Source organism: Corallococcus sp. BB11-1, assembly GCF_026626625.1.
Classification (GTDB): domain Bacteria; phylum Myxococcota; class Myxococcia; order Myxococcales; family Myxococcaceae; genus Corallococcus; species Corallococcus soli.
Genome location: NZ_JAPNJY010000010.1, coordinates 84057 through 105858, shown reverse-complemented (window position 1 = coordinate 105858; position 21802 = coordinate 84057). Strand labels below are relative to the sequence as shown.

Here is a 21802-nt window from a genome sequence, read left to right as displayed (position 1 = left end):
CGCCCCGGCGGCACGCTTGCATCTTTCCGCTGAAGGGGACGGCCTTCCGGGCTTCCCGGAATCGCTGGCCGACAGGGCGTCCGAATCTGCTACGGTCCCCCCGCGATGGCGCCTCGAATCCTCGTCGTGGACGACAACCTGGAGCTCCTCTCCCTCCTCACCCAGCTCTTCGAGGACGCCGGGTATGAGGTGGTGGGCGCCAGCCGTGGCAAGCAGGGCATCGAAGCCGCGCGCGCCTCGCCGCCCGGGTGTGCCGTCCTGGACATCCTTCTGCCCGACATGATGGGCTACCACCTGGCGGACACGCTCCGGAAGGACAACCCCCAGCTCCCGCTGCTCTTCATCACGGGTGTCTTCAAGGGCGGCAAGCACGCCACCGAAGCGCGCCAGAAGTACCAGGCCGCCGGCTACTTCGAGAAACCCTTCGAGGCCCAGAAGCTGCTCGAAGCGGTGGCCAAGGTGCTGCCCGCGGAGAAGAAGGCCCCCGCCGCCTCGATGCAGGACGCCTTCGAGGTGGAGCTGGACATCGACGTGGAGGAGGAGGGCCCGCAGGACGCCATGGAGCTGACCGGCCGCATCAAGGTCACGGGCGGCGGCAACCTCACGGCCGAAATCCGGGGCGCGAACCTCACCGCCACGCCCATGCAGAAGGTGCCCTCCACCCAGGTGCGGGCCCCCACGCCGGGCCGCCCGCCGGATCCGCTGCCGGTGGGCGCGGGCGCGCCGGGCAGCCGCCGGGGCGAGCTGCGCGACAACCTGCCGTCGCTGCTCACCGCCTTCTACCTGTCGCGCGAGACGGGCGAACTGGGCATCCAGCGCGGCAAGGTGAAGAAGGTCGTCTACTTCGAGAACGGCACCCCGGTGTTCGCGCTCTCCAACCTGCTGGCGGACCGCTTCGGGCAGTTCCTGGTGCGCGTGGGGAAGATCAAACCCGAGCAGCTCCAGGACGCGTCCGCCGTCGCCGCGCTGAGCCAGCGCCGCACCGGGGACGTGCTGGTGGAGCGCGCCCTGCTCAAGGACACGGAGCGGCTGTACTACGTGGGCCAGCAGGTGAAGGCCATCATCTACTCGCTCTTCTCCTGGGAGGAGGGCACGTACGTGATGAGCTTCAAGGAGAAGGCCTCCGCGGAGTCCATCAAGCTGGACGTGCACCCGGCCAACCTCATCGTCCGGGGCATCAAGAAGCTCTACAAGCCGGAGCGCCTGCGCCGCCTGCTCCAGCCCGAGGACCGGCTCATCCCCGCGGTCGCCCCCGCCTACGGCCTCAACGAGGTGGAGCTGGAGCGCTGGGAGGCGGAGCTGCTGCCCAAGATCGACGGCAACCGCGTGGTGGCGGAGCTGCTCGCGTTCGCCAACCGCCCGGAGCACGTCGTCTACGGCTTCCTGGTGTCGATGATGGCGCTGGGCATCCTGGACAAGCGGTAGCCGCGGGAAGCGCCTCCCGCGCTGCTACACCAGCCGGGAGCCGATCCAGAACAGGCCCAGCGCGCCGGAGCCCACCGCGACCCCGCGCTGGATCCACAGGTTGATGCGCGCGCTGGCGCGGGACAGCCCCTCGGCGAAGAGCAGGCCCACGGCGCCCATGCCGATGAGGATGCCCAGCGCGAAGCCCGGCAGGTACGTCCACGCGGCCAGGCTCATGCTGCCGCCCACCAGCAGCGGGGGCAGGGCGATGAGCAGCGAGCGCACGCCGCTGACGGCCATGAAGGCGCCCGCGGCGGTGCTCACCGTGTGCACGTGCTCGTGGGGCTTGCGATCATGGCCGGGCAGGTGCGGGTGCCCGTGGTCCAGGCTCTGCGGGAAGAGGAGCGCGGTGACGGCCAGCGCCACCAGCACGGCGCCGCCGAACACCTCCGCCCAGCGCTCGAAGGTCTCCGACAGGCCCACGCCCGCCAGGAGGCAGACGGCGGCGATGCCGCCCAGCATGGCCGCGTGGCCCAGGGCGAAGCGCAGCGCGGTCATCACCGCGACGCGGCGCCGGCCGCCGCCCAGGGTACCGAGGGTGGCCATGGCGGCGCAGTGGTCCGGCCCCAGGGCATGGAGCAGACCTTGGGTCAGGCCGAGCAGGAAGGCGAGCAGGATGGGAGCCACGACGGCGCACCCTAGCCGTGGTTTAACCGGGTGGCCAGCAGGAGGAAGCACCACACCATGCGCATTGCCCACCCACGACACTCCACCGCGCTGCTGTTGATGGGCCTGCTCGTGCTGTCGGGTTGCTCCAAGGATCCCGGTCCGGAGCAACTCGCCAAGGCCGAGGGGCGCTATCAGGCGTTGATCGACCAGAAAGTGGCCCCGCAGGACCCGGCCTGGGCGGAGGTCGTCGCCCAGTTCGAGGCCGTCCCCAAGGACTCCAAGAGCCGCCCTGAAGCGGAGAAGCGGCTGGCCGCGCTGAAGGCCGCCCGCGAGAAGCTCCCGCCGCGCCCCCTGGCCCGCCCCGGCGCGACGGGCCCTGGCGCCAGCGAGGCGGACGCGAAGCGCGCCGCCTGTGAGAGCCTCGCCAAGAAGATGGGCGAGGCGTCGACGGACACGACCCGCGAGATGCTGCGCAAGGTGTTGCAGCGCTGCCAGGCGGACCTGGTCCAACTGGAGGCCAGCAGTCACCCGCCGGGCGAGGGCAGCGCGGACCATCACTGAGGCGCGCGCGGGGTTGAGAAGCCGCCGGGGGCTGGGTAAGGAGCCGTCACATGCCCATGCCCCAAGCAGGTGACAAGGCCCCCGGCTTCTCGCTCCCCGACCAGAGCGGCGCCACCGTCTCCCTCTCGCAGCTCAAGGGGCGGCACGTCGTCCTCTACTTCTACCCGAAGGACGCGACCCCGGGCTGCACCACGGAGGCGTGTGACTTCCGCGACGAACACTCCGCGCTGGTGAAGGCCGGCGCGGTGGTGCTGGGCGTGTCGCCGGACAGCACCGCGAGCCACCAGAAGTTCGCCACGAAACAGGGCCTGCCCTTCTCGCTCCTGGCGGATCCGGACCACGCGGTGGCGGACGCCTACGGGGTGTGGGGGGAGAAGTCCCTCTATGGCCGCAAGTTCATGGGCCTCATCCGCGCGACCTTCCTCATCGGACCGGACGGCAAGGTGCTGCGCGTGTGGCCCAAGGTGAAGGTCGCAGGACACGTGGCGGAGGTCCTGGCCTCGCTCCAGCAACCTGCCGGCGCGGCCCCCCAGGTCTCCTCGGGCAGGGCTCCCTCGCCGGCGGTGTCGGCGCCTGCCGCGAAGAAGGCCCCGGCGGTGAAGGCCCCCGCCGCGAAGAAGGCCCCGGCCGCCGTGGCGAAGCCGGCCACTGTCAAGAAACCGGCGGCGAAGAAGGCCCCGGCGGCGAAGGCTCCGGCCCGGAAGGGTGCCCGCGCCTGACGGGGGAGGGCGGGGGCCTGCCGGTGCACTCCTGGCGGGACAGGGAGGCCGGGACCGTGTATTCCTCCGCCCCGTGGTGGGTCTCCTTCTTCCTGGGAGACTGGCCGTTCATGACCCAGCCCCGCCGTGGCCTCCAGGCCCTGGCAGTGGGCGACCTGCAAGGCGAGCCGTCGGGCGGATGCCCGGTGGCTGGCGCGGGCAGCATGACCATTCCTCGGGGATGGCGGAGACGATGAACATGCGCGAGCGAGGCATTCAGCGGTGGATGGGGACGGCGGCGCTGGTGACGGGCGTGCTGCTGGGCACGGCCTGCGGCGGCCTCCCGGAGACGGGCGGCAAGCAGCCGGATGAGCCCCGGGGCAATGCCTTCGCCCAGCGCGGCAAGCAGGGCGAGGCCCTGTACAACGTGGCCGAGCAGCAGGGGAACGAAGCCCCTGGCGCCGCCCACCAGGGCGACGCGGCCGCGAAGCTGCCGCAGTACATGCTGACGGTGGACCGGGGCTACAACGAATCCATCGGGAAGATTGGCTCCAGCATCGACCCGCGCACGCCGGCGAAGAACGGGAAGGAGAACAACTCCCTCTGGGACAACGCGGGCGGGATGATGGCGCACCGCTATGGCGCGCTGGGTGGGGCGACCTACTCGCCCACCGCGTGGGGCCTGGGCGGCTGGAACATCTCCACGGCGAATGAGAGCGCGCGCGGCTTCGACGCGCCCTACAGCTACGTCAGCCAGCCCATCTACCTGCAGCGCTAGCAGTCCTGAAGTCCCAGGGCGTCCTGCCGGTCAGCGTGCCGGCGGGCGCCCGTGCTCCGCCCCCGCAACCGACTTCCGGCGGGGGGCTGGGATGGCCACTCCTTCCTTGTCGAGGCCGTCATGCCTCCAGGAGGAGCAGGTCATGCATTCCCGAACCCTCTGCCGCTGGACGATGCTGGGGACCTTCGCCGCCGCGGTGGCGCTCATTGGACCGGGCTGCAATCGCGACAGGCCGCTGATGCCCCAGGGTGGGAGCCGCTACGAGGGCATCGCCAACACCCAGCAACGCGGGACGCCGATGACGCCGATGGAGCCCGGCACCGGAGGCGCCGGAAACGCGGGCACCACGGCCGCGGAGGATGGCGCGGGCGCCCAGGGCCACACCAACAAGATTGGCGCGCCGGGCTACACCGCGCCCAATGAGAACACCCAGGACCCCGGCGGGACGCAGCAGTTCATCCAGGGGCACGAACAGAGGCGTTCGCGGGGACACCCGACCGAGGAGTGACGCGCTCGCTCCAGGGCCGGAGCGCGCCGAAGCCTGTGCCGGAAGGGCCGTTCGCGCGGGAGCGCGGCTACCCGCGCTCAGCGCGACGCGAGCATGACCTCCGTCGGGTCCTTGCCGGTGAACGCGCTGGCGAGGCCCTCCGCGAGCGCTCGGTGGTCCGCATCGCCGAGCGTGGCGAGCCGGTCCTCGGCGGGGTGCGCGAAGCGGGCAGCGAGCGCGTCCAGGCGTCGGTGGGCCTCGGTGATGCGCTCGCGCGGTACGCGGCCGGACTCCACCGCCTTCACCAGCGCTTCAATGGCACCGCGCTGCACGTCCGCGCGGTGGCACACGAGGAACAGGTCCACGCCCGCGAGCGTGCCCTGCACCGCGGCCTCCTCCACCGAGTAGTGCCCCGCGATGGCCTTCATCTCCAGGTCGTCGCTGACGAGCACCCCGTCGAAGCCCAGCTCCTGGCGCAGGATGCCGTGCAGCGCGCGGTGGCTCATGGTCGCCGGCACGCCGGGCTCCAGCGCGTCGAACAGGACGTGCGCCGTCATCAACGACGCGAGCCCCGCCTTCGCGAAGGCCTGGAAGGGCACCAGCTCCACGCGGCGCAGTCGCTCCAGGTCGTGCGGCAGCCGGGGCAGGGTGAGGTGGCTGTCCGTCGTCGTGTCGCCGTGTCCCGGGAAGTGCTTCCCGCACGACGCCACGCCGCCGGCCTCCATCCCCCGCGCGAGCGCCACGCCCAGCCGGCCCACCTCCGCCGGGTCGCGGCTGAAGCTGCGGTCCCCAATCACCGGGTTGGCCGGGTTGGTGTCCACGTCCAGCACCGGCGCGAAGTCCCAGTCGAAGCCCACCGCGCGCAGCTCGTGCGCGAGCAGCCGGCCCACGCGTTCGGCCAGCGCTTCATCGCCGCGCTGTCCCAGCTCCCGCATGGGCGGCAGTGCCGTGAACGGCGCGCCGCGAAGCCGCGCCACGCGGCCGCCCTCCTGGTCCACGGAGAGGATGAAGGGCCTGCCCGCGCGCACCTTCAGCTCGTGGCACAGCGCCGCGGTCTCCTTCGCGGTGCCCACGTTTCGCTTGAAGAGGATGGCGCCGTAGATGCCGTCATCCATCAGCGCCGCGAGGTCGGCGTCGATGCGGGTGCCAGGGAAGCCCACCATGAAGAGGCGGGCGCAGTCGCGATAGAGGGCGGAAGCAGGGCTCACGGCCACGCAGTGTGGCAGAGCCCGCCGCCGGTGGGGCAGCGGATGCGCTCCCGAGCGTCGGCTGCCTGTCAGGGCGCGGAGCAGCCGGCTACTTGCGCAGCAGCGTGCCTTCGAAGAAGAACGCCAGGCACGCGGCCAGGATGAGCCACGTCCACAGCGGCACGGCGGGCTTGTCCGCGTCCCCGGTGGACGCCTTCACCGTGTCCTCGCCGAAGTAGGCCGTCAGCGTGTCCTGCGGCACCCGGGACAGGTCGCTCTCCGCCGGGTCCAGGGTCGCGGCGAAGCCCAGCGCGGCCACGGGCTTGCCGTCCGCGCCCAGCACCGTGTGCACGCCCGGCTCCACCGTGGGGCCCGCGACGAACGAGCCGTCCGGCTGGGCCTTCACCGGCACCTCGCCGCCGTCCGGCGCGCGCACCGCGGTCACCTTCTGCGTGCCCTCCGGGCGCAGCGTCACCGTCTCGCCCACGCGCACGCGCACCTCCTCGCGCTCCTCCAGCGAGCCCGTGAGGTACGCCGCGAAGCGCTGCATCAGCGGCAGGAAGCTGGTCCGGATGGCGAAGTCGCTCCAGTCGCGGTCCACCGTGCTGGTGAACAGCGCCACGCGTCCCTTGCCCCGGCGCGCCACCGCCACCGCCGGTGCTCCGTCCTCGTACGTGGCCAGCACCTGGCTGGTCCCCGGCGCGGACGGGCTGTCCGCCTCCAGCAGCATGTACTTGTAGAAGCGCGCGCCGATGAGGCCCTCCTCCGCCCGGCCCGTGAAGGGCGCGAACAGCGGGTGCTCCACCTGCACCTGCGCCAGCTTCGCCGTCTTCGTCTCCGCGTCGGGGTCCTCGCGCTCGGCGCTCGTGCGCACCAGGCGCAGGGGCCGGGGCAGCAGCGCGCCCAGCCGCTGGTTGTACGTGTCCGGGTTCACGTGGTCGCCCACGCTCACGAAGAGGCCGCCGCCGTTCTCCACGAAGGTCCTGAGCTTCGCCGCCTCGTCCTCCGAGGGCGCGGGCGCGTTGAGCAGCAGCACCAGGTCATACGCGCTGAAGTCCTCGCGCAGGCCCACCTCCGCGTCGCGCACCGCCACGTCCACCGGCGAGCCCGGCGACGTGAGCGCCGCGTCCACGAAGAAGGCCTCATCCCGGTAGCGCGTCGCGTGCGGCGAGCCGTTCACCACCAGCGCCTTCAGCCCGCGCGGCACCGGCAGCACGAAAGGCCGCCGGTCGTCCTCCGCCAGCGCGTCCGGCGCCAGCGTCACCGCGCCCACCACCGTGCCGCCCTGGGGGAAGCGCACCGTCAGCGTCTTCTGCGTGGTGCCTCCCGCCGGCACGTCCACGAAGCCCTTGGCCAGCGTGGACTCGCCCACACGCACCGCGGCCTCCAGGTCCTTCACCGGCTTCGCGCCGAAGTTCCGCACCGTGAACGTGAACTGGTACGAGCGCGGCCCCGCCTGGAGCGCGGGCTCCACCCGCAGGTCCACCAGCGCGTGGTTGTCCAGGGTGTCGCGGCCCTCCGCCACGTCGCGCAGCACCACCTCCGGCTTCACCAGCGCGCCCGTGGGGCCCTTCACCGTGGGCGGCGGCGCTTCCAGCCGGAAGCCGGAGGCCGTCATGTCGGAGACCACCACCAGGCGCTTGCCCGGCATCGGGTTCTCCTCCAGCGCGCGCGCGGCCAGGTCCAGGCAGCGCGACAGGTCCGCCGTGCCGTAGGTGGGCTTCGCCTCGTCCACGAGCGCCCGCAGCCGGGCCCGGTCGAAGCCCGGCGGGGGCGGTGCGTCCGGCGCGCCCGTGCACACCAGCACCGTCGCGGGCTCCTCCGGCAGCAGGTCCTTGAGCGCGTCGCGCGCCTCGTCGCGGCCCTCCTCGAACAGCGCCGTGCCGTCCGACCAGCGCATGGACAGCGACGCGTCCAGGATGATGGCCGTGGCCGCCGGTCCGCGCGTCACCGTGGCCGCCTGCGCGTCGCGGCTGAACTCCGGCCGCGCCAGCGCCAGCGGGATGGCCAGCAGGATGAGCGTGCGCAGCGTGTAGAGCAGCAGCCGCTTCAGCTTGAGCCGGCTCGCCGTGCGCTTCTGGCTGCGCAGCACGAAGGCCATGGGCCCGAACGGATGCGCCCGGGGCCGCCTGCGGTCGAACAGGTGCACCAGCACGGGGATGAGCGCACCCAGCGCGCCCAGCAGGAACCACGGGTTGCCGAACGTCACCTGCGCCTCCCGCGACGCCCCAGGAAGCGCAGCAGCACTTCATCCAGCCGCTCGTCCGTGCGCACCAGCTCGTAGTCCACGTCCGCCTCGGCGCACTTCGCCTTCACGTCCGCGAGGAACGCGCCGAACTCCTCCAGGTAGCTCTGCTTGATTTCGCGCGGGTTCACTTCGATGCGGCCCTCGCCCTCCATGTCCAGGAAGAGCGTGGGGTCATCGAACGGGAACGTCAGCTCCGCGGGGTCCACCAGGTGGAACACCGCCACGTCGTTCTTGCGCTGGCGCAGCGAGAGCACCCGCTTGAGCGCCTCCTGCCGTTCATCCAGCAGGTCCGACAGCACGATGACCGTCGAGCGCCGGGGCAGCACCTCCGCCAGGTGGTCCGCCGCGCTGCCCAGGTCCGTGGGGCCCTTGGCCTCCGTGTGCTCCAGCGCGTCCAGCAGCACGTTGAGGTGGCCCGCCGACGCGCGCGGGGGCACGTCCCGGAACGCCCCGCCCACCATCAGCGACAGGCCCGCCGCGTCCTGCTGGCGCACCAGCAGGTAGCTGAGCGCGCCCGCCAGCGTCTTCGCCACCTCCAGCTTGGACAGGGCGCCGCTCTGGTAGCCCATGGACGCGGACGCATCCACGACCATCACCGAGCGCAGGTTCGTCTCATGCTCGTAGCGCTTGACGTAGTACTTGTCGAACTTGCCGTAGGCCTTCCAGTCCAGGTGGCGCAGCTCGTCGCCGGGGGCGTACTCCTTGTGCTCCGCGAACTCCACGCTCTGGCCCTGATGCGGGCTCTTGTGGAGGCCGGACAGCACGCCCTCCATCACCGCGCGGGCGCGCAGCTTCACGCCCTGGAGGCGGGACAGCGTCTGGGCGTCGAGCAGCGCCATGGGGTGTGGGCCGGACTAGCCCTTCACCACCGTGAGGAGCTGATCAATCAACTTCACGGACGTGATGCCTTCGCTCTCCGCGGTGAAGTTCGGCAGCACGCGGTGGCGCAGCACCGGACGCGCCAGCGCGCGCACGTCCTCCACCGTGGCCACGAAGCGGCCGTTGAGGATGGCGCGCGCCTTGGCCGCGAGCACCAGGTACTGGCTCGCGCGGGGGCCCGCGCCCCAGGACACGTTCTTCGCCACGAAGTCCGGCGCTCCCGCTTCCTTGGGGCGCGTGTGGCGCACCAGCTCCACCGCGTAGCGCACGACGTGGTCCGGCACCGGCACGCGGCGCACCAGCTCCTGGAGCGCGAGGATGCGCTCCGGGGAGAGGATCTTCTCCAGCTTCGGCGGCGCGCCGGCGGTGGTGCTCTTGACGATCTGCACCTCCTCTTCGGCGCTGGGGTAGCCCACGTCCACCAGGAACATGAAGCGGTCCAACTGCGCCTCGGGGAGCGGGTAGGTGCCCTCCTGCTCGATGGGGTTCTGCGTGGCGAAGACGAGGAAGGGCAGCTCCAGCGGGTAGGTCCGGCCGCCGGCGGTGATGCGGTACTCCTGCATCGCCTGGAGGAGCGCGGCCTGCGTCTTGGGCGGCGTGCGGTTCACCTCGTCCGCGAGGATGATGTTCGCGAACAGGGGCCCGTGCATGAAGCGGAAGGAGCGCCGGCCCGTCGTCTTGTCCTCTTCCAGGATGTCCGTGCCGGTGATGTCCGACGGCATCAGGTCCGGCGTGAACTGGATGCGGTTGAAGGACAGGTTGAGCACGTCCGCCAGCGTGGAGATGAGCAGCGTCTTCGCGAGGCCCGGGACGCCCACGAACAGGCAGTGGCCGCGGCTGAAGAGCGAAATCAGCAGGTGCTCCACCACGTCGCGCTGGCCGACGACGCGCTTTTCAATCTGCTCGACGATGGCGTTGCGGGCCTGGGCAAGCTCCTCGACGGCGCGCAGGTCCTCGCCAGTGGCGTCGGACGGGGGGAGTGGGGCGGGGGCGGCGCTTTCCATGGAAGGGTTCTCTTAATCGGCGCGCGGGGGGCGGACCAACGGTTTCCGTCGCCCAGGGGCCCCGGCCGTGTGGTGGCAACCGTTCCAGGCCCTCCCTATTCCGCGTGCCTACACACGGGTCCGCCCGGCCTCACGCCCGACCCCCCGGTCGCCCCCCGGCCGGTTTCAAGTCCCTCCTGGGAGGGGGGAATGCCGCTTCGTGGACACACTGCTTACGTTCCCAAGGCGCCTGCATTCGGGCAGGGCAGGCATGGGAGCACGGCATGCGTTCAGCACGACGGGTCATCTGGGGCGGGTGGGCACTTCTGGGCGCGGGGCTGCTGGGGCTGGGTGGGACCGCCTGTGGAGAGGGCTCGGTCGGAGAAGCTGAGGATGTGGGCAACCCCAGGGAAGCCCGGGGCCCCGTTCCCACGCCGGCACCCGAAGCGGCCGCCCCCTCGCCTGGTGCGCAGGCGCCGACGGAGGCTCCCGCAGCGGAAGCCCCTGCTCCGGCGGCCCCGGCGGTGAGCCCCTGGTCGGAGACCCTGGGCGGCCCGCAGGACGACACGGGCTCCGGGCTGGCGGTGGGGCGGGGCGGGGACGTGCTGTGGGTGACGTCGGGCACGCCGCGCTCGGACGAGGACCGTGAGCCGGTGGATGGCGAGCGGCTGGTGCTGACGCTGTCGCGCTACGCGGCGGACGGGACGCGGACGTGGGCGAAGGAGTTCGAGCGCAACCGCCTGTCGGACCTGCGCGTGGCGGGCTCCACGGGCGCGGACGGCGCGGTGTTCCTGTCCGGCAACGCGTTCCTGTATTCGGCGGACTTCGGGCTGGGCGAGGCGCAGGACGGCTTCCTGGTGAAGTTCTCCGACGACGGCGCGCCCGAGTGGCAGCGCCGCGTGGGCCAGAAGGTGTACGCGACGGCGGCGGACGCGGCCGGTGGCGCGGTGGCCCTGGGCGAGGAGTGGACGACGGAGGCCCACACGCCCCAGCTGGTGCGCTACGCGGCGGACGGCGCGGTGCGCTGGACGCGGACGTTCGACGGCGCGGCGGAGGGCACGCTGCTTTCGGCGGTGGCGCTGTCGGCCACGGGCACGTCGGTGGTCGCCGGCAGGCTGGTGGGCCCGGTGACGCTGGATGGGCGCACGTTCGACGCGGAGGGCACGGGCGGCTTCGTGGTGCTCGCGTTCGGCGCGGACGGGGCGCTGACGTGGGGGCGGGAGGTGCCGGGCGTGAACGGGCGCGTCGGCTCCGTGTCGGTGGGCGCGGACGGCACCGTGGCGGTGGCCGGTGAGGCGGTGGGCCTGCTGGTGTGGAACGAGACGACGCTGGATGAGGGTGGGCCGTTCGTGCTTACCGCGAGCGCGGATGGGCAGGAGCAGTGGGCGAAGCGGCCCACGTGCGGTTCGGCGTCGGTGGGCACTGTCGCCGCGGTGGAGTCCACGGGGCCTGTGGCGGTGGCGTGCGGCAACAGGCTGACGCGCTACGCGGCGGACGGGGCGCTGCTGGGCGCGAGCACGCTGGCGCCGGAGACCTGCTCCAGCGGGACGTGCTCGCTGGCGACGACGACGCTGGTCGCGCTGCCGGACGCGGGGCTGGTGGCGTCGGGCTGGCAGCGCGATGGCGCGGGCGCCGCGTGGAACCAGGATGCGTTCCTGCGGCTCGTGACGCCGTGAAGTGATTCGCCGGCGTGGGAGGACACCTGGCATCCGCGGGTGTCCCCTCCCTTCATGAGGGGTTGACTCACAGGAGGCATCGGGACCGCGTCACCACGCGACCTCGATGCCTCCCGTGCTCTGGGCCCAGTCGGTGATGGCGCTGTCGCGCGTGAGCAGGGGCAGCCCGAGTCTGCGGGCCACGGCCACGATGAGTCGGTCGAAGGGGGCCCGGTGCTCCCAGTCGAGCCGGGCCGCCTCCCGGACATCTGCTTCGCTCATGGGCTCGTGGACCAGCTCCGGGCGGGCGATGTCCGCCCACCATGCATCCAGGGTGGTGGGGAAGCGCAGCCTGCCGCCCTGCGCGAGCAGCCATGTCTCCATGACGACGGGCGCGGGCACCATCAGATAGCCGCGGCCCTGCTCGAACGCGGTGAAGGCGCGCTTCGCCTTCGGTCCGAGTTTCTGGAGCTGGTCCCCCGCGTAGAAGAGCAGGGCGTTCGTGTCGAGCACGTAGCCCTCACTCAAGGTCCAACCCCTCCGCCGAGGCCAACGCCGAACGCTGGAGTCGTTCGCCAGGGCCTTCACCCGGCGCCTCCAGGTCGCCCACGATGCGCAGGGAGCCTCGCAGCTTCGGCTTCCGTTTTCCCGAGGGGCGTGACTGCCGCTCCGCCTTCAGCAGGGCCTCCAGCCGCGCGGGCGCGATGAGGTACGCCTTCAGCTCATCGTGCACGGTGATGGCGGTCAGGTGTCGCTGGGAAGCGGCTCGCTGCACGATGGCGCTGAGCTGGCTGCGCGCCTCGCTCAGCGGAATGCGCTGGATGGGCAGCGTTGCATCCAGCCCCGTCACGGGGACGGCCAGCGGAAGGGCCCGCTTGTGAGAGGCGGATTGCCTTGCGCTCGCGGGGCGGGGCGAAGTGCGCCGTCGATGTTTGCTGGCCATGGTGTACAGATAATATGGACAGCTCTGACACGCCATGCGGCCCGGGTGTCAGGTCGTCGCCGTGCCCAGCTTGAGGTCCTGGTTCAGCCCCGCGTCCTTGCGCACGCGCCAGATGTACTGGTCCAGGAAGTAGTGGTGCAGGGCGAAGCCCCAGATGAACCCCTCCATGAAGTCGCGCAGCGTGAGCCCTGACCCGCCGAACGCCACCTTCGTGTCGAACGCGCCGCAGCCCGGATGCACGCCCATGCCGCAGCCCAGCGCCCGGTACGCCACCGTGAACGCGAGCCCGCACAGCGCGTAGAGGATGAACCGCTGGCTCACCCGGGGCGCCCAGCCGAACGCCGCGCGGTCCACGCCGGCCGCGTGGTAGCGGTTGCGGTGAAAGAACCAGACGATGCCGTGGTACTGCACGTTGTGGAACGCCGTCACCGCCACGGTGAACATCAGGAAGTCCATCCGCCGCGACACCGACGGCCAGAACACCAGCGACGTCAGCCCCAGCGCCGCGCCCAGCATCAACAGCTTCGGCCCGTTCACCCCGCGCCCCGTGCGCCAGCGCCACACCTGCCGGGCCGCGAGCACGCCCACCACCGTCAGCACCAGCGCGAAGCACGCGTGCGCCGCCGCGGTCTCCCAGGTCGGTTCGGCGGGCAGGCCCAGCCGCCGCCGCGCTCCCGGATGCGTCAGCGCGAACGCCACGAACGGCGCGAGCAGCCCCACGTACAGCGTCAGGCTGTCCAGCCGCCGGTCCCACGCGTCCTTCTCGCCGGCCTTGCGCTGGTAGAGCACCATGATGCCGTAGTGCTGCCGCACGACGTGCCAGTACGCCCAGAGCGCCGCCAGCGTCACGAACACCGCGAACGGCCAGCGCTGGTCCAGCAGCACGGAAATTCCGAACACCGTCGGCCCCGCCGCGAACCAGCCCAGGCTGCCCCACAGCAGGCGCGAGCGCGCCTTCCGCTCGCGCGCGTCCAGGTACGTGCGCGACACCGTCGCGAACAGGTGCGGCCCATCCAACAGCAGCACCCACGCCCACCACAGGGGCGGCCCGCTCACGCCCCCCAGGACGTGCAACGCCATCAGCGCCAGGCTCGCGCCCAGCCCTCCCACCGTGGAGAGCAGGTCATGCCGTCGGTCCACCAACCACCGCGCCTGCAGGGGAACCGGGGCGAACTGGGGAACCGCATGCATCGGAGGACTCCCGTCCGGCGGAACCGGACTCCCTCGTTCAGGAAACGAAGTCCCAGGATAGCCGGGACATACAGGTAAGTTGCAGGCGCACCTGGGGTCCCGCGGGGATGCCGGACGGGCGACCGAGGAACCAGAAGCCCCTTGAGGGAAAGGCCCCGGGCCGCGACAGTGCCGACCCATGGATCAAGGTCGGCGTACCACGGACCGCAAGTCGGTCGGTCTGTTGGTGAAGCTCAAGCATGAGTCCGTGGGGAGCTTCACCGAGGAGTTCGCCACCAACCTCAGCCCGGGCGGCATGTTCATCCGTTCGCGCACGCCGCAGCCGGTGGGCACGCCCGTGCGCTTCGAGGTGCAGATCGCCAACGGCGTGCGCGTGCTCCAGGGCAGCGCCACCGTGCGCTGGGTGCGCGAGGTGAACGACCCCGCCGGTCCTCCGGGCATGGGGTTGCAGTTCCTGGAACTGGACACGGCGAGCCGCGCGCTCGTGGAGCTGATGCTCCAGCGCAAGCCGGGCGCCGGGGCTCCGGCCCCCGTGGCCCCCGTGTCGGCGCTGCCGTCCATCGCGCCCGTCGTCGCGCCCCTGGCCGCCGCGCCGCAGCGCCCCGTCGCCGCGCCGCCGCAGCGGTCCGCCCCGGTCGCGCCCCCTGTCGCCGCACCGCCGCGTCCCGCGCCGCAGGCTCCGGGAGGTGTCGCGCTCGATTCGCTCTTCGACGACATCGAAGCGCCCGCGAGCCCTCCTCCCGAGGCGGATGAGCCGTTCTCCTTCGGGACCCCGGACGAGCCGTTCTCGCTGGGGTCTCCCGAGGACGAGGACAGCCTGCCGCTGGCGGACACGTCCAACGACGTGGACATCCCGTTGGATGAGCTCATCGCGGGCACGCCTCCGCCCACCGTGCAGGGCGTGCTGGCGGATGGTGACGAGCCGCTGCCCGGACTCGACTTCGAGTTCGAGGTCCCGATGGGGGATGCACCCATCGCGATGGGGGAGCCGCTCGATGAGGCGCCCATCGACATGGGCTTCTCGGTGGAGGATGACGGATCATCCCCGGCCTCCGGTGATGCCGGTGGGTTCGAGCTGGACATGTCGGATGCCTTCGAGCCCGCGCCGCCTCGCGTCGCGCCCGTCGCACCGCCGCCCGCGGTGAAGCCCGCGCCGCCGCCCGTGGCCCCGCTCCAGACGTCCGGTGGCAGCACCGAGTTCGAACTGGACATGTCCATGGACGACGGCCCGCTGGAGCTGGCGCGCGAGCCCGCGTCCTCGCCCGGACGTCACCGGCCCATGCCGCTGGGGCGCGAGCCCGCGTCCTCGCCCGGACGTACGGCTCCCGGGCTGTCGCGTGAGCCGGGGTCCTCGGCGGGACGTCCCGGTGCTCCGGGATTGGGGCGTGAGCCCGTGTCCTCCACGGGACGTCCCGGTGCGCCGGGGCTGGGGCGCGAGCCCGTGTCCTCCACGGGCCGTCCCGGTGCGCCGGGGCTGGGACGCGAGCCCGTGTCCTCGACGGGGCGTCCTGGTGCTCCGGGGCTGGGACGCGAGCCCGTGTCCTCGACGGGACGTCCTGGTGCTCCGGGGCTGGGACGTGAGCCCGGTTCCGCCGCTGGACGCCCGGTGGCTCCGGAGATGCCCCTTGAGCCCGGATCCTTCAGTGGGCGTCCTGCCGCCCCGGGTCTGTCGCGTGAGCCGGTGTCCACCACGTCGCGCTCGGCTGCTCCGGGATTGGGGCGCGAGCCCGGCTCCGCCGCCGGTCGTCCCGGTGCGCCGGAGCTGCCTCGCGAACCCGGCTCCGTCGCGGGACGCGCGGCGCCAGGGCTGTCGCGTGAGCCTGCGTCCTCGGCCAGTCGCACCGCCGCGCCAGGACTGGGGCGTGAGCCCGGCTCCGCTGCCGGTCGTCCGGGTGCACCGGAGCTGTCACGGGAGCCCGCGTCCGCGACGGGGCGCTCCATCGCGCCGCCCATCCAGCCGCTGACGCCGCCAACGCCCACGCAGGGCTCCGGTGGCAGCACCGAGTTCGACTTCGACTTCTCCATGGACGAAGGCCCGCTGGAGCTGGCGCGCGAGCCCACCTCCTCCGTGGGGCGTCCCCCCGCGCGCCCCGTCGCCCCGCCTCCGCAGGCGCGCCCCGAGGTGCTTCCTCCCTCCGTGCGCCAGGCGCCTCCCGCCCCCGTCGCCCCGAGCGCCCCCGCGATGCTGGCGCCCGCCGCCGCGCCGACGGCTCCCGCGCCCCCGCCGGCCCTGGACGCCAATGGCCAGCCGCGCCCCATCTACCTCACGCCGCCGCAGACGCTGGCGGGCACGGGTCCGGTCATCGGCATCGACCTGGGCACCACCAACTCCTGCGTGGCGCTGCTGTCCAACGGTCGGCCCATCGTGCTGCGCTCGCGCGAGGGCTACAACACCATCCCCTCCGTCATCTCGCTGAGCGCGCAGAACAAGCTGCTCGTCAGTCACCGCGCGAAGAACCAGCTGGTCCTGCGGCCCGCTCACACCATCTACGGGGCCAAGCGCCTCGTGGGCCGTCCCTACGACAGCGCCGTGGTGAAGCAGGTGCGCGAGCGCTTCCACTACGAAATCACCCCCGACGCCGCCGGCCGCGCCGCCGTGCGCCTTGGCAACGACGTGCTGTCGCTGGAAGAGGTGCAGGGCATCATCCTGCGCGAGTGCAAGGAGATGGCCGAAACCCACCTCAACCAGAAGGTGGAGCGCGCCGTGGTGACGGTGCCGGCCTACTACTCCGAGCCCCAGCGTGAAGCGGTCCGCAAGTCCGGCACCATGGCGGGCCTCAAGGTGGAGCGCATCCTCAACGAGCCCACGTCCGCGGCGCTCGCGTATGGCCTCAACCGCGAGCTGAACAAGAAGGTCCTCGTCTACGACCTGGGCGGCGGCACCTTCGACGCGACCATCCTGCGCATCGAGAAGAACGTCTTCGAGGTGCTGGGCACCGGCGGCGACATCTTCCTGGGCGGCATCGACTTCGACAACCTCATCGTCGACTTCCTCCTGGAGCGCTTCCAGGAGAAGGAGGGCATCGCGTTCAACGGGGACGGCATCGCCCTGTCGCGCGTGGGCGACGCCGCCGAGCGCGCCAAGATGGGCCTGTCCGAGCGCAGCACCTTCGAGGTCCACATCCCCATGCTGATGATGGACGACGCGGGCAAGCCCCGGGACCTGCGCGTGATGATGACGCGGCAGGACCTGGAGAAGATCTGCGACCCGCTGCTCAACCGCACCATCGACGTGGTGCGCGACGTGCTCCTGGACTCGAAGCTGCGCGCCGCGGACGTGGACGACATCATCCTCGTGGGTGGCATGAGCCGCATGCCGCTGGTGCGAGATAAGCTCAAGGGCCTCTTCGGCAAGAACGCCCAGGCGAGCGTCAACGCGGACGAAGCGGTGGCGCTGGGCGCGGCGCTGTACTCGGGCTCCGTGGACAAGGTGAGCAGCGTGGTGCTCATCGACGTGCTGCCCATGACCATTGGCGTGGCCATGCCCGGTGGCGCCTTCAAGCGCGTCATCGAACGCAACAGCCCGCTGCCCTCGCAGCGCTCGTTCGCCATCAGCACGTCGCAGGACAACGAAGAGCGGATGGAGCTGTCCATCTTCCAGGGCGAGGACAACCACATCTCCGCCAACGAGTACCTGGGCACCGTGCGCGTGGAGGGACTTCCGCGCGGCCCCAAGGGCTCCGTGCGCGTGGCCGTCACGCTCAAGCTGGACTCCGAATGCGTGCTGCACGTGGAGGCGCGCGAGTACTCGTCGCGCAAGGAAGTGAAGGCGACGCTCGCCACGCGCTACTCGCCGGAGGAGCTCCAGAAGCAGCTCCAGGTGAGCAAGGAGGCCGTGAATGCCGCCGAGGAGCGCCGGGGCGCCGACCTCAAGGACCGCGCGGGCCGCTTCTGGGGGTTCGTGAAGAAGGCCCTGGGTCGCAAGTAGACTCCCAGCCATGACCGCCTCCGCCCCCCGCTACATGGCGCGCTTCCGTTGCATCGCGGAGGCGTGCGAGGACACCTGCTGCGCGGGGCTGACGGTGCCCATCAGTGAGTCCCGCTGGAGCCTGCTGCGCCAGAAGGTGGCGGGGAGCCCGGACGAGGCGAGGGTCGCGGCGCTCATCACGCCCAACCCGGACGGCGCCACGGGCCAGCAGGCGGGCCTCCTGGGCAAGCGCGCGGACGGACACTGCGCCTTCCTGGATGAGACGAAGCTGTGCTCGCTCCAGCGCCGGTACGGCGAAGCGGTGCTGCCGGATGGCTGCTCTGTCTTTCCGCGCGTGCTGACGCGCTGGGGCGCGCAGGTGGAGATGGCCGGATCGCTCGCGTGTCCGGAGACGGCGCGCCTGTGCCTGCTGGCGGAAGACGCGCTGGTGCGCGAGCCCGTGTCCGAAGCGCAGGCCCTGCGCCCCCAACTGGCGCGCCAGGTGGCCTCCGGTGACGACGCCTGGACGGCCCACGCGGACGTCATGCGCGAAGCGATGCTGCGGCTGCTCGCGCGCAGGGAGGTGCCCTTCTCCGCGCGCCTGTATGCGCTGGGCCGCATGGCGCTGGACCTGGGTGACTTCTACTTCCCGGGCACGGCGGCGTTCGCTCCCAATGGGGCGGAAGCGCTTCCAGGCGATGGGGATGCGCCCCGGAACGCCGACACATCAGTCGCTACCAGGCACGCGGTGACCGCCGCCTCGGGTGATGCCATCGAGGAGCGCTCGCGCTCCGCCGCCGCACGGCTCGCGGACGTCCTGCGCACCTACGACGCCGAGGACACGCTGCACGCCCTGCGCGCCCAGCTCGAAGCGCTGGAGCTGCCCGGAGGCCCGTGGGCCGGCATCTGCGCCGCCGTGCTCCGCTCGCGCGAGGCCCACGTCGGAAGCCAGCGCTACCTCTCGCTCGTGCGCGCCGTGCGCGCGTCCTACGGAGGCGCGGACTCGACCCCGGACGACGCGTGGCGACTGCACGTCACCCGGCGCGACGCCCTGACGTCCCTGCACGGGGCGCGCGTGGACCAGTACTTCCTGAACCACGCGCTCAACCACGTCCTGCGCCACCCGTTCACCGAGGCTCCCAGCCTCCTGAACGCCGTGTTCCTCCTCGTGCTGCGCGCCTCCGTCGTGCGCTACGTCCTGCTCGGGCACCCGGCGGTGGCCGCGCTGCTCGACACCCCCGGCACCCCGGCCGCGACCCTGGACGCCGCCGCCGTCGAGTCCTTCCAGCTCGTCGCCAAGCACGTCGAACAGGCGCCCCAGTTCCTGGACTTCGCACAGGGACTGGCCGGCGAGGGTCCGGAGACCTTCGCGCGGCTGCTCATCCTGGTGAAGGGCCTGTAGCCGCCGTCAGCCCTGGTCCTTCGGCTTCGCGCCCAGCTGCTCCATGGCCCGCTGGAACGCTGGGTACTCCTGGGCGCCCTGGATGGCCAGCTTCTCCCCCAGGATGAACGTGGGCACCGCGCGGATGCCCATCTCCTGCGCCTCGCGCACCGACGCCTCCACCACCGCCCGGTAGTGGCCCGCATCCACGGCGTGCTGCAGCTCGTCCGGATCCAACCCCGCGTCCACGCCCGCGCCCCGCAGCGTGTCCCACTGCCAGAGGTCCTGGCCCTCGCTCCAGTACCGGCGCAGCACCGCCGCGTGGAACTCGGCCAGTCTGCCCTTCGCCTTCGCGAACTCCGTCGCCTCGTGCGCCCGGCGCGTGGACGGGATGATGTCCCGGTGCACCATCTTCAGCCCGGCCCGGGCCGCGCGCAGCTTGAGCGGGTTGTTGGGGTCCTTCATCCCCTCGCGCACGTACTCCGGCAGCGGCAGCCCCTCCGGCGGCGTCTCCGGCCTCAGGAAGTACGGGTGCCACTCCACCTGGATGTCGTAGTGCTGCTTGAGCTTCTCGACCTCGGCGAGGCCGACGTAGCACCAGGGACAGACGAAGTCGGACCAGACATGGATGACGACGGGCGTGGGCATGGGCCCACCCCTAACATCGCCGCACCGCGCCAGCCACCCGGAGCGACCCGACCGCGCCTCCCACCCTTCGTGGGTGGACAGCGGCCCCTCCCCCGGGCACGGTCCCGTTTCCTTTTTCCCAGGAGGAACCTCCGTGCCCCTGTCGCTCCTCGCGGCCCTGGCCCTCGGCGCCGCTCCGACGCCTGCCCCCCGGCCGCTCAATCCACAGGACCTGGTCACGCTGCGGCGGCTCAGCGCCCCGCGCGTGTCCCCCGACGGCCGTCAGATTGCCTTCGTCCTGCGCTCCACCGACCTGGAGGCGAACCGCGGTCGCACCGACCTGTGGCTCGTCAACCTGGACGGCACGAACCTGCGCCAGCTCACCGCCCACCCGGACAACGACGGGGAGCCGGTGTGGGCCCCCGACGGCAAGAGCCTCTTCTTCCTGTCCTCGCGCGGTGGCTCCTCCCAGGTGTGGCGCCTGCCCGTGGACGGCGGCGAACCCCTGCCCGTGACGAAGCTGCAGCTCGACGTGAACAGCTTCGCGCTGTCCCGCGACGGCCGGCAGCTCGCCGTGGCGCTGGAGGTGTTCCCCGACTGCGGCACGCTCGACTGCAACACCCAGCGAGTCGCGGCGGCGCAGAAGAAGAAGAACACCGGCCGCGTGTATGATCAGCTCTTCTTCCGCCACTGGGACACGTGGAAGGACGGCACCCGCTCCCACCTGTTCGTCGTCCCCGTGGCCGGCGGCACGCCCGTGGACGTGATGAAGGGCATGGACGCGGACGCGCCCAGCAAGCCCTTTGGCGGCGCGGAGGAGTTCACCTTCACGCCGGACGGCAAGTCCGTCGTCTTCGCCGCGCGCGACGTGGGCCGCACCGAGGCGTGGTCCACCGACCTGGACCTCTTCGTGTCCCCCGTCGACGGCAAGTCCAAGCCGCGCAAGCTCACGGAGAAGAACCGCGCCACGGACACCAGCCCGGTGTTCAGCCCGGACGGCAAGACGCTCGCGTACGCGGCCATGTCGCGCCCCGGCTACGAGGCGGACCGCTTCCGCGTCATCCTGCGCGCGTGGCCGGGCGGCCAGGAGCGCGTGCTCGCCCCGGACTGGGACCACTCCGCCAGCTCGCTCGCGTGGAGCGCGGACGGCGCCACGCTCTACACCACCACCAACGACGTGGGGCAGAACCCCGTGTACGCGTTGGACGTGGCCACCGGCAAGGCGCGCCGCCTCACGCAGGCGGGCTACGCGGAGGGCGCCCAGCCCGCGGCGGACGGCCACATCGTCTACGCGATGGATGATCTGGACTCGCCCGCGGACCTGTTCGCGGCGAAGGCGGACGGCACCGGCGCGCGGCAGCTCACGCAGATGAACAAGGACGCGCTCGCGGGCATCAAGTTCGGCGCCTTCGAGCAGTTCGAGTTCAAGGGCTGGAACGACGAGACGGTGCGCGCCTTCGTGGTGAAGCCCGTGGACTTCGACCCCAAGCGCCAGTACCCGCTGGCCTACCTCATCCACGGCGGCCCGCAGGGCAGCTTCGGCAACCACTTCCACTACCGGTGGAACCCCCAGGTGTACGCAGGGAGGGGCTACGTGGCGGTGATGGTCGACTTCCACGGCTCCACCGGCTACGGCCAGGCCTTCACGGACTCCATCCGCGGGGACTGGGGCGGCAAGCCGCTGGTGGACCTGCAGAAGGGCCTGGACGCCGCGCTCCAGCGCTACCCCTTCATCCACAAGCAGAAGCGGTGCGCGCTGGGCGCAAGCTACGGCGGGTACATGATCAACTGGATCGCCGGCAACTGGCCGGACGGCTTCCAGTGCCTCGTGAACCACGACGGCAACCTGGACACGCGCATGGCCTACTTCGACACGGAGGAGATCTGGTTCCCGGAGTGGGAGCACGAAGGCACGCCGTGGCAGAACCCCCAGGCCTACGCGAAGCACAACCCGGTGGACCACGTGGCGAAGTGGAAGACGCCCATGCTCGTCATCCACGGCGGCAAGGACTACCGCGTGGTGGACACGCATGGCATGTCCACCTTCACCGTGCTCCAGCGCCGAGGCATCCCGTCCCGCTTCCTCTACTTCCCGGACGAGAACCACTGGGTGCTCAAGCCGCAGAACAGCATCCAGTGGCACGACGAGGTGCTGGGCTGGCTGGACCGCTGGACGCGCAAGTAGCGCGGACCCAGGCGTCCCC

18 protein-coding genes are annotated in these 21802 nt (G+C 71.8%); 9 read left to right on the top strand and 9 right to left on the bottom strand.

What is annotated here, in order from left to right:
• Positions 1–105 precede the first annotated feature (105 nt).
• Complete coding sequence (locus tag OV207_RS10435; RefSeq protein ID WP_193427965.1) at positions 106–1425, top strand: response regulator; 1320 nt, start codon at positions 106–108, stop codon at positions 1423–1425.
• A gap of 24 nt (positions 1426–1449) precedes the next feature.
• Here OV207_RS10435 and OV207_RS10430 read toward each other — a convergent pair whose 3' ends face one another.
• Complete coding sequence (locus OV207_RS10430) at positions 1450–2091, bottom strand: hypothetical protein (protein ID WP_193427964.1); 642 nt, start codon at positions 2089–2091, stop codon at positions 1450–1452.
• 57 nt (positions 2092–2148) lie between these two features.
• Here OV207_RS10430 and OV207_RS10425 point away from each other — a divergent pair, with 57 nt between their 5' ends.
• From OV207_RS10425 to OV207_RS10410, 4 genes are all read left to right on the top strand, one after another.
• Entirely contained in the window at positions 2149–2634 is a 486-nt protein-coding gene (locus tag OV207_RS10425) for a hypothetical protein (protein ID WP_267554662.1), read from the top strand.
• A gap of 50 nt (positions 2635–2684) precedes the next feature.
• Positions 2685–3353 (top strand): thioredoxin-dependent thiol peroxidase, encoded by a 669-nt coding sequence (gene bcp / locus OV207_RS10420; RefSeq protein WP_267554661.1) that lies wholly within the window; start codon positions 2685–2687, stop codon positions 3351–3353.
• Positions 3354–3591: 238 nt separating this feature from the next.
• Positions 3592–4110 carry a hypothetical protein gene (locus OV207_RS10415; RefSeq protein WP_267554659.1) on the top strand — a complete coding sequence of 173 codons (519 nt, stop codon included), beginning with the start codon at positions 3592–3594 and terminating at the stop codon, positions 4108–4110.
• Between the two features lie 142 nt (positions 4111–4252).
• Complete coding sequence (locus OV207_RS10410) at positions 4253–4618, top strand: hypothetical protein (protein ID WP_193427960.1); 366 nt, start codon at positions 4253–4255, stop codon at positions 4616–4618.
• Between the two features lie 77 nt (positions 4619–4695).
• Here the strand turns inward: OV207_RS10410 and nagZ are convergent, their stop codons facing one another.
• The 4 genes from nagZ to OV207_RS10390 all read right to left on the bottom strand — a co-directional run bounded on the left by nagZ (position 4696) and on the right by OV207_RS10390 (position 9915).
• Positions 4696–5760 (bottom strand): beta-N-acetylhexosaminidase, encoded by a 1065-nt coding sequence (gene nagZ / locus OV207_RS10405; protein ID WP_420715202.1) that lies wholly within the window; start codon positions 5758–5760, stop codon positions 4696–4698.
• A gap of 133 nt (positions 5761–5893) precedes the next feature.
• Positions 5894–7993, bottom strand: a complete 2100-nt coding sequence (locus tag OV207_RS10400; RefSeq protein ID WP_267554654.1) for a BatA domain-containing protein — start codon at positions 7991–7993, stop codon at positions 5894–5896.
• Positions 7990–8871, bottom strand: a complete 882-nt coding sequence (locus tag OV207_RS10395) for a DUF58 domain-containing protein (RefSeq protein ID WP_193427957.1) — start codon at positions 8869–8871, stop codon at positions 7990–7992. The genes OV207_RS10400 and OV207_RS10395 overlap by 4 nt, the downstream gene beginning before the upstream one ends.
• A gap of 15 nt (positions 8872–8886) precedes the next feature.
• On the bottom strand, positions 8887–9915 hold the full coding sequence (locus tag OV207_RS10390) for an AAA family ATPase (RefSeq protein WP_193427956.1): 1029 nt from the start codon (positions 9913–9915) through the stop codon (positions 8887–8889).
• 503 nt (positions 9916–10418) lie between these two features.
• Here OV207_RS10390 and OV207_RS10385 point away from each other — a divergent pair.
• Entirely contained in the window at positions 10419–11570 is a 1152-nt protein-coding gene (locus OV207_RS10385) for a hypothetical protein (RefSeq protein WP_267554652.1), read from the top strand.
• Positions 11571–11660: 90 nt separating this feature from the next.
• Here OV207_RS10385 and OV207_RS10380 read toward each other — a convergent pair whose 3' ends face one another.
• The 3 genes from OV207_RS10380 to OV207_RS10370 all read right to left on the bottom strand — a co-directional run bounded on the left by OV207_RS10380 (position 11661) and on the right by OV207_RS10370 (position 13683).
• On the bottom strand, positions 11661–12077 hold the full coding sequence (locus OV207_RS10380) for a type II toxin-antitoxin system VapC family toxin (RefSeq protein WP_267554650.1): 417 nt from the start codon (positions 12075–12077) through the stop codon (positions 11661–11663).
• Positions 12070–12399: a hypothetical protein gene (locus tag OV207_RS10375; protein WP_267554649.1), complete on the bottom strand. Its 330-nt coding sequence runs from the start codon at positions 12397–12399 to the stop codon at positions 12070–12072. Before OV207_RS10375 ends, OV207_RS10380 begins: the two co-directional genes overlap by 8 nt.
• A gap of 141 nt (positions 12400–12540) precedes the next feature.
• Positions 12541–13683: a hypothetical protein gene (locus OV207_RS10370; RefSeq protein WP_267554647.1), complete on the bottom strand. Its 1143-nt coding sequence runs from the start codon at positions 13681–13683 to the stop codon at positions 12541–12543.
• A 178-nt stretch (positions 13684–13861) separates the two neighbouring features.
• Between OV207_RS10370 and OV207_RS10365 the strand changes: the two genes are divergently transcribed.
• A complete protein-coding gene (locus tag OV207_RS10365; RefSeq protein ID WP_267554645.1) occupies positions 13862–17611 on the top strand; it encodes a TIGR02266 family protein in 3750 nt (1249 codons plus the stop codon).
• Between the two features lie 10 nt (positions 17612–17621).
• The gene (gene fliB, locus OV207_RS10360; RefSeq protein ID WP_267554643.1) at positions 17622–18992 is read left to right on the top strand and encodes a flagellin lysine-N-methylase; all 1371 of its coding nucleotides are present in this window, start codon (positions 17622–17624) and stop codon (positions 18990–18992) included.
• 6 nt (positions 18993–18998) lie between these two features.
• On the opposite strand, the gene OV207_RS10355 is transcribed toward fliB, so the two are convergent.
• Complete coding sequence (locus OV207_RS10355; RefSeq protein ID WP_193427950.1) at positions 18999–19619, bottom strand: DsbA family oxidoreductase; 621 nt, start codon at positions 19617–19619, stop codon at positions 18999–19001.
• A gap of 133 nt (positions 19620–19752) precedes the next feature.
• Here OV207_RS10355 and OV207_RS10350 point away from each other — a divergent pair, with 133 nt between their 5' ends.
• Entirely contained in the window at positions 19753–21783 is a 2031-nt protein-coding gene (locus OV207_RS10350) for an alpha/beta hydrolase family protein (RefSeq protein ID WP_267554642.1), read from the top strand.
• The last annotated feature ends 19 nt before the right edge of the window (positions 21784–21802 follow it).

Coding starts and splice junctions, on each gene's coding strand:
- OV207_RS10435 (WP_193427965.1), top strand. CDS start 106: ATGGCGCCTCGAATCCTCGTCGTGGACGACAACCTGGAGCTCCTCTCC.
- OV207_RS10425 (WP_267554662.1), top strand. CDS start 2,149: ATGCGCATTGCCCACCCACGACACTCCACCGCGCTGCTGTTGATGGGC.
- bcp (WP_267554661.1), top strand. CDS start 2,685: ATGCCCATGCCCCAAGCAGGTGACAAGGCCCCCGGCTTCTCGCTCCCC.
- OV207_RS10415 (WP_267554659.1), top strand. CDS start 3,592: ATGCGCGAGCGAGGCATTCAGCGGTGGATGGGGACGGCGGCGCTGGTG.
- OV207_RS10410 (WP_193427960.1), top strand. CDS start 4,253: ATGCATTCCCGAACCCTCTGCCGCTGGACGATGCTGGGGACCTTCGCC.
- nagZ (WP_420715202.1), bottom strand. CDS start 5,760: ATGGTGGGCTTCCCTGGCACCCGCATCGACGCCGACCTCGCGGCGCTG.
- OV207_RS10395 (WP_193427957.1), bottom strand. CDS start 8,871: ATGGCGCTGCTCGACGCCCAGACGCTGTCCCGCCTCCAGGGCGTGAAG.
- OV207_RS10390 (WP_193427956.1), bottom strand. CDS start 9,915: ATGGAAAGCGCCGCCCCCGCCCCACTCCCCCCGTCCGACGCCACTGGC.
- OV207_RS10370 (WP_267554647.1), bottom strand. CDS start 13,683: ATGCATGCGGTTCCCCAGTTCGCCCCGGTTCCCCTGCAGGCGCGGTGG.
- OV207_RS10365 (WP_267554645.1), top strand. CDS start 13,862: ATGGATCAAGGTCGGCGTACCACGGACCGCAAGTCGGTCGGTCTGTTG.
- fliB (WP_267554643.1), top strand. CDS start 17,622: ATGACCGCCTCCGCCCCCCGCTACATGGCGCGCTTCCGTTGCATCGCG.
- OV207_RS10355 (WP_193427950.1), bottom strand. CDS start 19,619: ATGCCCACGCCCGTCGTCATCCATGTCTGGTCCGACTTCGTCTGTCCC.